Here is a 13,559-nt window from a genome sequence, read left to right on the forward strand (position 1 = left end):
AAAAAAGGATGACGCAATGTCATCCTTTTCTACCTATTATTCACGTACCCTTCACATATTACAATATCTTTTGCAAAAATTCTTTTGCACGGTCACTTTTTGGTGCTGTAAAAAACTCTTCTGGATTACTATCTTCTACGAGCTTTCCACCATCTAAAAAGAGAACGCGATCTGCCACTTCTTTTGCAAATCCCATTTCATGTGTAACGATTGCCATCGTCATTCCTGTCGTAACTAATGATTTCATAACTTCTAACACTTCTTTCACCATTTCTGGATCTAGCGCAGAGGTCGGTTCATCAAATAACATAACTTCCGGTTCCATCGCTAGTGCCCTCGCAATTGCTACACGTTGCTTTTGTCCTCCTGAAAGACGATTGGGATATGCATCTTTCTTATCTAATAACCCTACTTTTTCTAAAAGTTTCTCAGCTTTTTTTTCAGCCTCTTGCTTCGTCACTCCTTTTACATTGATAGGGGCATAAGTAATATTTTCTAATACAGTCATATGAGGGAATAGGTGAAAATGTTGAAATACCATTCCGACATTTTCACGAACGTGCATAATATTCGTTTTCGGATTCGTTACTTCTTCCGTTCCAATCCAAATGTGACCATCTGTCGGCGCTTCTAATACATTCATACAGCGTAAAAATGTTGATTTGCCAGATCCAGACGGTCCGATAATTGCAACAACTTCTCCTTTTTCAATCGTTGTTGTAATTCCTTTTAATACTTCATTTTTTCCAAATGATTTATGAAGGTTGTCAATTTTAATCACTTTTCTTCATTCTCCCTTCAATTGCCTTCCCGACTACTGTAAGAATAATTACTAATATATAATAAATAAGTCCAACAAACAGTAATGGCTCAAGATATTTAAATGTTTCACCGCCTACAATATAAGCACGGCGCATTAAATCAGTCGCTCCTATTACGGTTACTACAGCCGATTCTTTCGTAAGAGTCGCAAACTCATTTACAAGTGCTGGTAATATATTTTTTAAAGCTTGAGGAAAAATTATATTTTTCATCATTTTACCGTAAGGAATCCCTAAAGCCATCGCTGCTTCTGTTTGTCCTTTATCGACCGCTTGAATGCCGGCACGAATTACTTCTGACATATATGCACCTGAATTTAAGCTAAATGCAAGTACAGCTGCTAAAAAGGCTGGTATCTCATATCCAATCATTTGCGGAACACCGAAATAAATAATCATTAATTGCAATACAAGTGGTGTACCACGAAATATTGATGTATAAATATCTGCTGCAATATTCAATACTCGTATTCTAGCAATTTTGCAAAGTGCTAATAACGTTCCTAAAATAAATCCTACCACAGCTGATGCCGCTACAATTTTCAATGTAACTTCTAAGCCCTTTAATATATATGGTATTGAAGGCGTAATTGCCGAAAAATCTAGATTCATCCTTTTCATTCCCCTCACTGAAAAGTGAAAGGCAGCTTATTTTCCGCTGCCAAACCATTTCTTCACTAATTTATCCATTTCTCCATTTTCTTGCATTTTCTTAATTACTTTATTAAATTCTTCTGTTTTATCACTGTTTTTCGCAAGAGCAATTGCTGCACCTACTTCTTCTGGTGCTTCTTGAATTTCAATTCCTTGTAGTTCTTTCATTTTTTCTAAATAATTTTTTGCAACTGTGTCTTCTATAATTGCAGCGTCAAAACGACCAGCTTTAATTTCTTGTACGATTTCTGGTATACGGTCACGTCCCTCAGCTTTGAAATCGACTTGTTTTTTAAATTCTTCTGCTTTTTCTTCCTGAATTGACCCTGTTTGTACCCCTACTTTTTTTCCTTTTAAATCTTCTAATGATTTAATATTAGAGCCTTTTTTTGAAACGATCATATTTTTAGCAACAAAATAAATATCGGTGAAATCAGCATTATTTTTACGCTCTGCAGTTGGCGTCATACCTGCCATAACGAAATCAACTTTTCCTGAGCTAAGAGATGCTAATAATCCTCCAAAATCCATATCTTTCACTTTTACTTCATACCCAAGTTCTTTTCCGATATATTTTGCAATATCAACATCAAAACCGATAATTTCATCACTTTTTGAAGCTTCTACGTATTCATACGGTTTATAGTCTGCTGAAGTCCCCATAACGAGTACTTTTTTATTTTTGCCATTCGCCTTTTCTTCCCCATTACTACAAGCACTGAACATACTTACAATTAAAATAAGTGCAAATGATATTGATAATAACTTCTTCATCTTTCTTCCCCCTAATAATGTATATTTAAAAGTTTAATAGAATATTTATTCGATGTTTGTATTGTATCAGTAGTTTTATTTTTATGCAATATATAAAATAAAAATAAATAAAACTACATTAATAATAACGTTTCGTATGTATAAAAACATGCATAAAAAGAAAAACCTATGCATGTTTCAGCATTTTGAATTCTAAATAAAAAAAGGCGGTACATCCACTTGATCGTGGACGTACCGCCTTTTCGCTTATTTATAGTTCTTCGCAATTATTTTCGAAATAAGATTGTAATTTCGCAATGACTTGCATTGGTTCATGACCTTCAATTTCATGACGTTCTACCATCGTTACAATTTTTCCATCTTTCAACAAAGCAAATGATGGAGAAGAAGGTGGATATCCTTCGAAATATTCACGCGCTCTTGCTGTTGCTTCTTTATCTTGGCCTGCAAACACCGTTACAAGATGGTTAGGACGTTTATCATAATGTACGGAATGCGCAGCAGCAGGGCGAGCAATGCCACCTGCACAACCACATACAGAGTTTACCATTACAAGTGTTGTACCATTTCTTTTAAATGCTTCTTCTACTGCTTCTGGCGTCGTCAATTCTGTATATCCAGCAGAGACAATCTCTTCACGCGCTTGACGGACAACATCATTCATAAAAAAGTTAAAGTTAATCAATCTTTTCCCTCCTCTAAAATTACCTATTTGTATCTTACCAGTTAATGTTTATGAAATACAAGTAAACTTACTTGTATTTGGGCATAGAAAAGGTGTTAGGGCTCTTGCTCTAACACCTTTTCTTAATGGCCACGATGCTTTTGCTTTGCTTTTTGTACTTTTATAAAACGTTTTCGCTGCTTTTCTGCTTCTCGTCTCTTTTTAGATTGCACTTTTCTATCTTGTTTGTGCAGTTCATAAGATAAACTAATTGCTTCTTGCGCCTTTGTAAAACGTTTTACATTTACTTCTTTTGCCGCTTGTCGTATGATACGTTTTATATTTTTGGGACGCAGTTTTTCTTTAACTTCCACACCGCATTTTGCGACGTGCTGGAAATATGCTAACATTGGACCATTCACAAATATAAGTACTTCCTCATCTGATGGTTCCATTCCAAAAATATACCTTGCTCCATACAATTTCCCTTTTTCTTTATGCGTAATAATTCCTACAAAAAATTGACCATCGTGATATACTGTCAAATCCATTGACAGCCCCTCCTTTAAAAAAATTAGAAATACTGGACATCCCGGAGGGGAAGGTTACTGACATGAAATCATGCGTCTGGACTACCAACCAGAACTGTGTTTTTGTATTTCTTTCACTATTATTATATCCTTTTTTCCATAATCTTCATATATTCAACAATCATTTTTTTATGCGATCCTACAATATAGTCCGGTAGTTCTGTTACTGGGAAGAATTTAAGCTGAACCGCTTCTTCTTTATTCATAACAAAATCACCTTCGTATTCATCCGTATAATAGGCTGTCGTTACGGATTGAAATTCATCACCGTTTGCTAATTTTGTAAAATAGTTCGCTCCAGAAAATACATTGATTAATCGGAGGTTCTTTACTTCTATTCCTGTCTCTTCATATACTTCGCGGTAAGCTGTTTCTTCTGGTGATTCACCAAGCTCCATTAGCCCACCAGGTAGCCCCCATTTTCCGTACGGCTCTGTTCTTTGCTGCAATAAAACATATCCATTTTCATTTATAACGAGTACAACAGCACCAACTAAGATTAAAGGGCGATGACCAACTATTTTTCGTAATTCTTCTACATATCCCATCGTATCGCCTCCTTTTTCGTTGTCCACACTATTGTATCATATGTATGAAACGACAAAATGCGTATATTTTTCATTTTTTTAACAAAATATTTATTTTATGTGCTTCATCTACTGTAGCTAACATAATGGATTCAATTTCTGCATTCTTCTCTAAAAACTCTTTCGCCCACTCTTCTGTTTTTCCTACTAAAGCGAGAACGTCCTGCTGAATTCTTCCATCCTTCACTAAAATAAAAGCAACTGGAGATTTTTTCCCCGCCACTTTAAGATCCAGCCGAGAAACTGCTTCATATTCTGGATACTGAAATATAGAAACAACACCACTTGCTTCCCATAATGCTAATTTAATCGTTTGAATATCGCTCACATTTCGCATGCGAAGTTCCGAAAATAAATATTCCACCGTAATTCTCGCCTTTTTCAAATTGCTAAAATCAATGGCACCATTGTGTATAAGAATAATAGGTGCAGGCTCTAAAAAGCGTCTCCATCTATCCCATTTCAACATTAAAACAGAGCTTATAATATGAAGTACAACTAGTATAAAAGTTGTAATCATTGAACCGAGTAATCCGACCTTTTCATCAGATAGCGCATTAGAAATATTCCCACCAAGTAATAACACTAATACAACATCTAAAAAGCGAAGTTGTGCGATGGATCTTTGTCCCATCGATTTCGCAACTAATATTAAAAATGTGTACGCTATAATAGCTCGAACAACCCATTCACCGTTAGAAAGATGCCGTGCTCCTTCAAAAATATGCATATGCATCACTTTGCACTCCTTACATCCCAAACTGCTAGTCTGTTTTAGTTTGCAACGTTTAGGAGCATATATGTAAAAAAGCTGGTTCGTTTAAAAACGAACCAGCTTTTTTACTTAACTGAAAACATATATTTTTTATACGTTTTCCGTACCGATAATATGAGCCCCATCATAATCATATTCGAGAATAAGGAACTTCCCCCATACGATAAGAAAGGTAATGCAATCCCTTTTACAGGCATTAATCCAACGATCATACCAATATTTTGGAATATTTGAACCGTTAGTATTCCTATTGATCCAGCACATAATAATGTACCAAATAAATTATCAGCAGAATAACCGATAATAATTGTTCGATATAGTAGTAACAGGAACAAGAACACAACTAACGCCGCTACTATAAATCCACCTTCTTCGGCAATTGTAGCGAAAATAAAGTCAGTGTGTTTCTCTGGAATATAGACGTTCCCTTCACCAAATCCTTTCCCTTCCATACCTCCACTACCTACAGCTAAAATCGATTGCTGTGTTTGATAGCCTTGATCTGTATGTTCAAATGGATCTAACCAACCCAAAATTCGTGATTGTTGGTGAGGTTTTAGTAAAGTAACTAAATTATTAAAGAAGAAATCCTCATACCTTACGTAAATAAATATTAACGCAGATACTATGGTCACCGGAATAATTGTACATAACGCTATCAATTTCTTCTGAATACCTGACATAAATAAAATACATGCAATTGCAGCAGCATATAAGAACACCATACCTGTATCCGGTTGGCTATATACAACAGCCGTAGGAGGAATAGCTACTAACATTACCTTTCCTATTAATATTAGGTCTGTTTTAAATGTTCGAACCATATACTGTGCATTATGCTTTACTGCTAAATTTGCTACTAACATAACCAGTGCAATTTTGAAAAACTCCGACGGTTGAATAGATCCAATTACCGGAAACCTAAACCATCTTTTCGCCCCAAGTATTTCAGGTGTAAAGTTTGAAACTGGTAATATCTTCAACAAAATAATCGAAGCAAATGTAGCAATATACAATGGCCAAGATAGTTTTTGTAGCTGATCTGAATCAACACTTGCAACAAGAAGTAACATTACAATCCCAATTATGTAGTTAACACCTTGTTTCAGAGCAAAATTCTCAGCCCCATATTGTCCAGTTTGCTGACTGCTATATATAGCGGCTATACTCGTAACACATAATGCACACAAAATTAAAATTAATTTTACATCTAAACTTTTTAAAAACTCGGTACTTCTTTTCATGACATCCTCCTGAAACATTGTTACAGCAAAATAAAAAACCAGGAGTCAACATTCTTCATGTTTTGACGACTGATTACACATTATCTATAAAACACTTATATAGAATAACTCTCTTTTTCATACAATACAATATATTATACTACAGTTTCGTCAGTAAGATTTGCCAAAAAAATTATTCTTTTCTTATTTTATATCTATATACCATATATCAGCAATGTATTTTCGCAAATTCCTAATACATGATCATTCATTGTAAGATTACTGGGAAAGGTTTGTACATATAGTAGGATACAAATGAAGAAATAAAATGATAAAAAGCTCGCAAATGCGAGCTTTTTATTAATATACAGATGTATTGTTCTCTGACACGTTTTCTAAAATTTCTTTTACACGTCCTAAGAATTTACCACAAATTAAACCATCAAGTACACGGTGATCAAGTGATAAACATAAGTTAACCATGTCACGAGCACCGAACATACCGTTATCCATAATTACTGGGCGTTTTACAATTGATTCAACTTGTAAAATAGCCGCTTGTGGGTAATTAATAATGCCCATAGATTGAACAGAACCGAATGATCCTGTGTTATTAATTGTAAATGTTCCGCCTTGCATTTCGTCCGCTTTTAACGATTTCGTGCGTACTTTTCCTGCAAGCTCTGTAATTTCACGAGCGATTCCTTTAATCGTCTTCTCGTCCGCTTGTTTAATTACTGGCACAAATAACTCTTCTTCTGTTGCAACAGCGATAGAAAGGTTAATATCTTTCTTCTGAACGATTTTATCGCCTGCCCACATTGAGTTAATTTGAGGATATTCTTTTAACGCTTGTGCTACTGCTTTTACGAAGAAAGCAAAGAACGTTAGGTTAAAGCCTTCACGCTTTTTAAAGTCACCCTTAATTGAATTACGGTATGACACAAGGTTTGTCACATCTACTTCAATCATCATCCAAGCATGAGGTGCCTCGTGCTTACTACGTAACATATTTGCTGCAATTGCTTTACGCACACCTGTTACCGGAATCTCGATATCTCCAGGCATTGTCGGCACAGAAACTGGTTTTGCAGCTTCTACTTTTTGCGCTACCGGTACTACTGTCGCTGATTTTGGTGCTTCTGGACGCTCTGCTACTGCAACAACTTCCTCTTTCTTCGCACCTGCTTGCGGAATATTTCCAGATTCCACTAGCTTTAAAATATCTTTACGAGTAATACGGCCATTTGCCCCCGTACCTTCTACTAAATCTAAATCAACGTTATGCTCACCCGCAAGTTTTAAAACCGCTGGTGAAAAACGTGGTTTTCCACCAGTTGGTTGTTTTGCTTTCGGTGCTTTTTCAGGCGTAGTTACTTCTGCCTTTTGTTCTTCTTTCGTTTTTTCCTCTACAGCTGTTGCTGCTACTTCATCTGCGCCTTCTACTTGAATGACACAAACAACTTCACCTACGGCTAACGTTTCACCTTCGCCAGCTATTAACTCTTTCACAATACCAGTGAAAGAAGATGGTACTTCGGCATTTACTTTGTCCGTCATTACTTCTGCAAGCGGATCATACTTATTTACGTGATCGCCAACATTAACGAGCCATTTACTAATTGTACCCTCTGTAACGCTCTCCCCGAGCTGAGGCATTGTGATATTTTCTACAGCCATGTATAGTCCCCCCGATTAAAATTCCGCAAGTTCACGCATTGCTTTTTCAACTTTATCTGGATTTACCATAAAGAATTTTTCCATTGTTGGTGCATATGGCATTGCCGGAACGTCTGGGCCTGCAAGACGTGCGATTGGCGCATCTAAATCAAACAGACAATTTTCAGCGATAATAGCTGCCACTTCACTCATAATGCTTCCTTCTTTATTGTCTTCTGTTACAAGAAGAACTTTACCTGTTTTAGAAGCAGCTTCAATGATTGCTTCTTTATCTAATGGATACACAGTACGTAAATCAAGAATGTGTGCAGAAATGCCATCTTGCGCTAACTTCTCAGCTGCTTGAAGAGCAAAGTGAACACATAATCCGTAAGTGATAACAGTAATATCATCACCTTCGCGTTTTACATCTGCTTTTCCGATTGGTAATACATAGTCATCTTCCGGCACTTCACCTTTAATTAAGCGATATGCGCGCTTATGTTCAAAGAATAATACTGGATCTTCATCACGAATTGCAGCTTTTAATAAGCCTTTTGCATCATATGGTGTAGAAGGGATAACAATTTTTAAACCTGGTTGGTTTGCAAACATCGCTTCTACAGATTGTGAATGATACAATGCACCGTGAACACCGCCGCCAAATGGCGCACGAACTGTAATTGGACAAGTCCAATCATTATTAGAACGATAACGAATTTTTGCTGCCTCAGAAACAATTTGATTTACTGCTGGCATGATGAAATCAGCAAACTGCATTTCAGCAATTGGACGCATACCATACATTGCCGCACCAATTGCTACCCCTGCGATTGCAGATTCTGCAAGCGGTGCATCAAGCGCACGGTCTTCACCAAATTGATCATACAATCCGTGTGTCGCTTTAAATACGCCACCTTTTTTACCAACATCTTCACCTAAAACGAATACTTTCTCATCGCGTTCCATTTCCTCGCGCATTGCTAATGTAATAGCATCAATATAAGACATTACAGCCATGAAACGTTCCCCCTTATTCTGCGTATACGTGCTTCAATGCATCTTCAGGTGCTGCATACGGAGCATTTTCTGCATATTCTGTTGCTTCGTTTACGATATGCATAATTTCATCTAACATTTGTTTTTCAAATGCCTCAGTTAACACGCCAACTTCTTTTAAATAAGCTGCAAATGTTATTATTGAATCTTTCTTCTTCGCTTCTTCTACTTCTTCTTTATCACGGTAAACACGATCATCGTCGTCACTAGAATGTGCTGTTAAACGATACGATACTGTTTCAACTAAAGTCGGGCCTTCACCACGACGGCCACGGTCTGCTGCTTCTTTTACAGCTTTATATACTGCAAGCGGATCGTTTCCGTCTACTGTATATCCTGGCATACCGTAACCAATTGCACGATCTGATACGTTTTTACATGCTAATTGTTTTTCAACCGGAATAGAGATTGCATATTTATTATTTTCACACATGAAAATAACAGGTAGTTTGTGTACACCGGCAAAGTTTGCCCCTTCATGGAAATCACCTTGATTGGAAGAACCTTCTCCGAATGTAACGAACGTTACTAAATCTTTCTTCTCCATTTTTCCAGCTAATGCAATACCAACTGCATGTGGTACTTGTGTTGTAACTGGAGATGAACCTGTTACAATACGATTTTTCTTTTGTCCGAAATGACCAGGCATTTGACGACCACCAGAGTTTGGATCTCCAGCTTTCGCGAAAGCAGATAACATAAGCTCTTTAGCTGTCATACCAAACGCTAATACAACACCCATATCACGGTAGTATGGTAATGCATAATCTTTCTCTCTATCAAGAGCGAATGATGCACCAACTTGTGCAGCCTCTTGTCCTTGACAAGAAATTACGAATGGAATTTTACCTGCACGGTTTAATAACCACATACGTTCGTCGATTTTTCGCGCAAGTAACATCGTACGATACATCTCTAATACTTGCTCATCACTTAAGCCAAGCTCTTCATGGCGCTTTTCTTTTACTTCTGCCATTTTTCATAACCTCCTAAATCCACATTTTTATGCGTGTAACGCTCTTCCATCTACAGCAAGTGCTGCTTCACCAATCGCCTCAGATAATGATGGATGCGGATGAATTGTATGTGCTACTTCCCAAGGTGTTGCATCAAGTACTCTTGCAAGACCAGCTTCAGAAATCATATCTGTTACATGTGGCCCGATCATATGAACACCAAGAATGTCATTTGTTTCTTCATCAACTACAAGTTTTACAAAACCGTCTGATTCTCCGTATACAAGTGCCTTTCCGATTGCACGGAATGAGAATTTACCTACTTTTAACTTATAGCCTTTTTCTTTCGCTTCTTGTTCTGTTAAACCGACAGAAGCAACTTCTGGACTGCTATATACGCATTTCGATACCATTGAATAATCAATTGGTGTAACTTCTTTACCAGCAATATGTTCTACAGCAACAATTCCTTCATGCGAAGCAACGTGAGCAAGTTGTAGGCCGCCGATTACATCCCCAATTGCGTAAATATGAGATTCCTTCGTTTGATAAAACTCATTTGTTTGAATGTATCCTTTTTCCACAACAATATCTGTGTTCTCTAAGCCCATATTTTGCGTATTCGCTTGTCTTCCTACAGATACAAGCATTTTTTCTGCTTTAAATGCTTTATTCTCACCGTTATGTTCAGCTTGAATTGTTACTCCATTATCTTTTACCAATGTTTCTGGTAATACTTTTGCACCAGTTACCACTTTAATACCTTTTTTCTTGAATAGACGCTGCATTTCTTTTGAAACGTCATTATCCTCTAGTGGTAATATGTTTTTCGCATACTCTAATACTGTAACTTCTACACCGAAGTCAGCAAGCATAGATGCCCACTCAATACCGATTACACCGCCACCAACGATAATGATCGAACTGGGAAGCGTTTCCATTTTTAGGGCATGATCCGAAGACATTACATACTCTCCGTCTAACTCTAATCCTGGTAATGAATTTGGACGTGAGCCTGTTGCAACAAGTACATTTTTTGGAATTAACATTTCATTCTCTTCTCCACTTGCAAGTTCAACTGAAATTGTACCTGGCATTGGAGAGAAAATAGATGGGCCAAGAATACGGCCAATACCTTCAAACACATCAATTTTACCTTGTTTCATTAAATGCTGAACGCCTTTATGAAGCTGCGTTACAATCTTCTCTTTACGCTCTTGTACTTTAGCAAAGTTTAGTTCTACATTACTTGCAATAACTCCGAACTCTTCTCCTTTTTTAGCAGTTGCGTATACTTCCGCACTACGTAAAAGAGCTTTACTAGGAATACACCCTTTGTGTAAACAAGTACCACCAAGATTTTCTTTTTCAACAAGTGCAGTTTTTAACCCTAGTTGTGATGCACGAATAGCAGCAACGTATCCACCAGTACCCCCGCCAACGATGACTAAATCATATTCTCTTGCCATTATCTCAACCCCTAGCTACTGTTTGTTTTTCTCGTACAACATACTCTTTCGGCGCTTCTTCTTCACGTAATACACGAAGTGCTCCTTCTGCTAACGCTTGTAATTCATCTTCTCCTGGATGTACGATAACATCTGCAATCCAGTGAACACGTTCTTTTATTTCATCGACAAGAATTTTACTGTACGCAAGTCCACCAGTTAATACGATTGCATCGATTTTCCCGTGAAGTACAGCACTAGCTCCGCCAATCTCTTTTGCAACTTGATATGCCATTGCTTTATAAATAAGAGTTGCTTCAGGATCACCTTTTTCAACCATTTGTTCTACTTTAATTGCATCGTTTGTACCGATAAGACTTACAAGTCCACCTTGTCCGACAAGTTTTTTAACCATTTCGTCTCGGTAATACTCACCAGAAAAACACATTTCAACTAATTGTCCTACTGGTACTGTACCAGCACGCTCTGGACTAAATGGTCCTTCTCCGTTTAAGCCATTATTAACATCGATAACTTTTCCTTTTTTATGAGCACCAACTGTAATACCGCCGCCCATATGTGTAACTAATAAATTTAAATCCTCATATTTGTGATTTAATTCATCTGCTACTTTACGAGCAACCGCTTTTTGGTTTAATGCATGGAAAATACTTTTACGTTCCATACCAGCAATACCGCTAATACGAGCAATAGGTTCCATTTCATCTACAACGACAGGATCCACAATGAATGCAGGAATATTTAATCCAGAAGCGATTTCATAAGCTAGAATGCCACCGAGATTTGAAGCGTGATGACCGCTAAACCCATTTTTTAAATCTTCTAACATCGCATTGTTTACTGTATACGTACCGCCTTCGATTGGACGAAGTAATCCACCACGTCCACAAACAGCGTTTAATTTTGAAATGTTAATACCATGAGAATGTAGAACTTCTAAAATCGTTTCTTTTCGAAACTCATATTGGTCGATAATTCGCTTATATTTCCCAATCTGTTCTACGTCATGACGAATAGTTTCTTCTAGAACAGGTCTTTCATTATCAAAAACACCAATTTTTGTGGATGTACTACCTGGATTAATAACAAGAATTCGATTTACAGACAATGTTGCTACCTCCACTAATAAATTCAAAAGGAAGTGGGAACCTCATAAGAGGTAACCACACCTTTTGTAAAAGTTATATATGAATGATTAGCGACGGCTAATAATATCGTGACCGTTGCGTAAGTATGTGCTACGAGTGTTTTTCAAGCTTGCAATGCGCTCTTCAGCTAGACGATCCGCTGCTACATAAGTTGCTATGCCATCGCGTTTTGAAATTTCGATTACTTTTGCAATTGTGTCATAAATTGACTCAACACGTTTTAGTGCACGTTCTCTATTGTATCCATATAATTCGTCTGCTACGTTAATTACGCCACCTGCATTAATTACATAGTCTGGTGCGTATACAATACCCATTTCATGAATGATGTCGCCGTGACGATCTTCTTTTAATTGGTTATTTGCAGAACCCGCAATTACTTTTGCTTTAAGTTGTGGAATAGTTTCATCATTAACTGTTGCGCCTAATGCACATGGTGCGTAAATATCACATTCAACACCGTAAATTTCATTTGGCTCAACTGCTGTTGCACCGAATTCTTCTACTGCACGTTGTACAGCTTCTTTATTAATATCTGTAACAATTAATTTTGCTCCTTCAGCGTGTAAATGTTTGCATAGGTGATATGCTACGTTACCAACGCCTTGAATAGAAATTACTTTTCCTTCTAGATTATCTGTACCAAATGCTTCTTTTGCAGCTGCTTTCATACCACGGTAAACACCGTATGCAGTTACTGGAGATGGGTTACCAGAAGAACCGAATGATGGTGAAATCCCTGTTACAAAATCAGTTTCTTCATGGATAATATCCATATCATCTACTGTTGTACCAACATCTTCAGCTGTAATGTAACGTCCGTTTAGTCCTTGAATGTAGCGTCCTAATGCACGGAACATCGCTTCGCTTTTATCTTTACGTGGATCACCGATAATTACTGTTTTTGCACCACCTAAGTTTAAACCAGCTGCTGCATTTTTGTATGTCATCCCTTTTGCAAGACGCAATGCATCTTCAATCGCCGCTTCTTCAGAATCATATGTCCACATTCTTGTTCCACCAAGAGCTGGTCCAAGTGTTGTATCATGGATTGCGATGATTGCTTTTAAACCAGATTCTTTATCTTGACAAAATACCACTTGCTCATAATCATATTTTTCTAAGTATTCGAAGATTTCTAATGTCATTGTCGTTTCCCCCTAATTGTTTTACCCTATTT

Annotated in this window: 14 protein-coding genes; all 14 read right to left on the minus strand. The window is 37.2% G+C overall.

Features of this window, described 5'->3' with window-relative positions; all coding sequences use genetic code 11:
- Positions 1 to 58 precede the first annotated feature (58 nt).
- A complete protein-coding gene (locus KPL75_RS07360; RefSeq protein WP_002145838.1) occupies positions 59 to 781 on the minus strand; it encodes an amino acid ABC transporter ATP-binding protein in 723 nt (240 codons plus the stop codon).
- Positions 774 to 1,433 carry an amino acid ABC transporter permease gene (locus KPL75_RS07365; protein ID WP_219920073.1) on the minus strand — a complete coding sequence of 220 codons (660 nt, stop codon included), beginning with the start codon at positions 1,431 to 1,433 and terminating at the stop codon, positions 774 to 776. The genes KPL75_RS07360 and KPL75_RS07365 overlap by 8 nt, the downstream gene beginning before the upstream one ends.
- 36 nt (positions 1,434 to 1,469) lie before the next feature.
- Positions 1,470 to 2,249, minus strand: coding sequence for a transporter substrate-binding domain-containing protein (locus KPL75_RS07370; RefSeq protein WP_219920075.1), 780 nt, complete (start codon positions 2,247 to 2,249; stop codon positions 1,470 to 1,472).
- A 250-nt stretch (positions 2,250 to 2,499) separates the two neighbouring features.
- Entirely contained in the window at positions 2,500 to 2,913 is a 414-nt protein-coding gene (locus KPL75_RS07375) for a BrxA/BrxB family bacilliredoxin (RefSeq protein ID WP_219921080.1), read from the minus strand.
- 143 nt (positions 2,914 to 3,056) lie between these two features.
- Positions 3,057 to 3,464, minus strand: coding sequence for a YjdF family protein (locus KPL75_RS07380; RefSeq protein ID WP_219920077.1), 408 nt, complete (start codon positions 3,462 to 3,464; stop codon positions 3,057 to 3,059).
- A 122-nt stretch (positions 3,465 to 3,586) separates the two neighbouring features.
- Positions 3,587 to 4,051, minus strand: coding sequence for an NUDIX hydrolase (locus tag KPL75_RS07385; protein ID WP_219920079.1), 465 nt, complete (start codon positions 4,049 to 4,051; stop codon positions 3,587 to 3,589).
- 70 nt (positions 4,052 to 4,121) lie between these two features.
- Positions 4,122 to 4,826: a DUF421 domain-containing protein gene (locus tag KPL75_RS07390; RefSeq protein ID WP_219920081.1), complete on the minus strand. Its 705-nt coding sequence runs from the start codon at positions 4,824 to 4,826 to the stop codon at positions 4,122 to 4,124.
- A 104-nt stretch (positions 4,827 to 4,930) separates the two neighbouring features.
- Positions 4,931 to 6,109, minus strand: a complete 1,179-nt coding sequence (locus tag KPL75_RS07395; RefSeq protein WP_219920083.1) for an FtsW/RodA/SpoVE family cell cycle protein — start codon at positions 6,107 to 6,109, stop codon at positions 4,931 to 4,933.
- A gap of 339 nt (positions 6,110 to 6,448) precedes the next feature.
- Entirely contained in the window at positions 6,449 to 7,768 is a 1,320-nt protein-coding gene (locus KPL75_RS07400) for a dihydrolipoamide acetyltransferase family protein (RefSeq protein WP_219920085.1), read from the minus strand.
- Positions 7,769 to 7,783: 15 nt separating this feature from the next.
- Complete coding sequence (bfmBAB, locus tag KPL75_RS07405) at positions 7,784 to 8,767, minus strand: 3-methyl-2-oxobutanoate dehydrogenase subunit beta (protein WP_002122394.1); 984 nt, start codon at positions 8,765 to 8,767, stop codon at positions 7,784 to 7,786.
- Positions 8,768 to 8,780: 13 nt separating this feature from the next.
- Positions 8,781 to 9,782, minus strand: coding sequence for a 3-methyl-2-oxobutanoate dehydrogenase subunit alpha (bfmBAA, locus tag KPL75_RS07410; protein ID WP_219920087.1), 1,002 nt, complete (start codon positions 9,780 to 9,782; stop codon positions 8,781 to 8,783).
- Positions 9,783 to 9,809: 27 nt separating this feature from the next.
- Complete coding sequence (gene lpdA, locus KPL75_RS07415; RefSeq protein ID WP_002033960.1) at positions 9,810 to 11,231, minus strand: dihydrolipoyl dehydrogenase; 1,422 nt, start codon at positions 11,229 to 11,231, stop codon at positions 9,810 to 9,812.
- A 4-nt stretch (positions 11,232 to 11,235) separates the two neighbouring features.
- Positions 11,236 to 12,339 carry a butyrate kinase gene (buk, locus tag KPL75_RS07420; RefSeq protein WP_002111730.1) on the minus strand — a complete coding sequence of 368 codons (1,104 nt, stop codon included), beginning with the start codon at positions 12,337 to 12,339 and terminating at the stop codon, positions 11,236 to 11,238.
- 87 nt (positions 12,340 to 12,426) lie between these two features.
- The gene (locus tag KPL75_RS07425; protein WP_002111731.1) at positions 12,427 to 13,527 is read right to left on the minus strand and encodes a leucine dehydrogenase; all 1,101 of its coding nucleotides are present in this window, start codon (positions 13,525 to 13,527) and stop codon (positions 12,427 to 12,429) included.
- Positions 13,528 to 13,559 lie beyond the last annotated feature (32 nt).

Source organism: Bacillus sp. NP247 (genome assembly GCF_018966865.1).
GTDB lineage: Bacteria > Bacillota > Bacilli > Bacillales > Bacillaceae_G > Bacillus_A.

Bases quoted from the DNA above. Each gene is read 5' to 3' on its own strand.
- KPL75_RS07400 (WP_219920085.1), bottom strand. From the start codon at position 7,768: ATGGCTGTAGAAAATATCACAATGCCTCAGCTCGGGGAGAGCGTTACA.
- lpdA (WP_002033960.1), bottom strand. From the start codon at position 11,231: ATGGCAAGAGAATATGATTTAGTCATCGTTGGCGGGGGTACTGGTGGA.
- KPL75_RS07365 (WP_219920073.1), bottom strand. From the start codon at position 1,433: ATGAATCTAGATTTTTCGGCAATTACGCCTTCAATACCATATATATTA.
- KPL75_RS07390 (WP_219920081.1), bottom strand. From the start codon at position 4,826: ATGCATATGCATATTTTTGAAGGAGCACGGCATCTTTCTAACGGTGAA.
- KPL75_RS07370 (WP_219920075.1), bottom strand. From the start codon at position 2,249: ATGAAGAAGTTATTATCAATATCATTTGCACTTATTTTAATTGTAAGT.
- KPL75_RS07375 (WP_219921080.1), bottom strand. From the start codon at position 2,913: ATGAATGATGTTGTCCGTCAAGCGCGTGAAGAGATTGTCTCTGCTGGA.
- KPL75_RS07395 (WP_219920083.1), bottom strand. From the start codon at position 6,109: ATGAAAAGAAGTACCGAGTTTTTAAAAAGTTTAGATGTAAAATTAATT.
- KPL75_RS07385 (WP_219920079.1), bottom strand. From the start codon at position 4,051: ATGGGATATGTAGAAGAATTACGAAAAATAGTTGGTCATCGCCCTTTA.
- KPL75_RS07425 (WP_002111731.1), bottom strand. From the start codon at position 13,527: ATGACATTAGAAATCTTCGAATACTTAGAAAAATATGATTATGAGCAA.
- bfmBAB (WP_002122394.1), bottom strand. From the start codon at position 8,767: ATGGCTGTAATGTCTTATATTGATGCTATTACATTAGCAATGCGCGAG.
- KPL75_RS07380 (WP_219920077.1), bottom strand. From the start codon at position 3,464: ATGGATTTGACAGTATATCACGATGGTCAATTTTTTGTAGGAATTATT.
- bfmBAA (WP_219920087.1), bottom strand. From the start codon at position 9,782: ATGGCAGAAGTAAAAGAAAAGCGCCATGAAGAGCTTGGCTTAAGTGAT.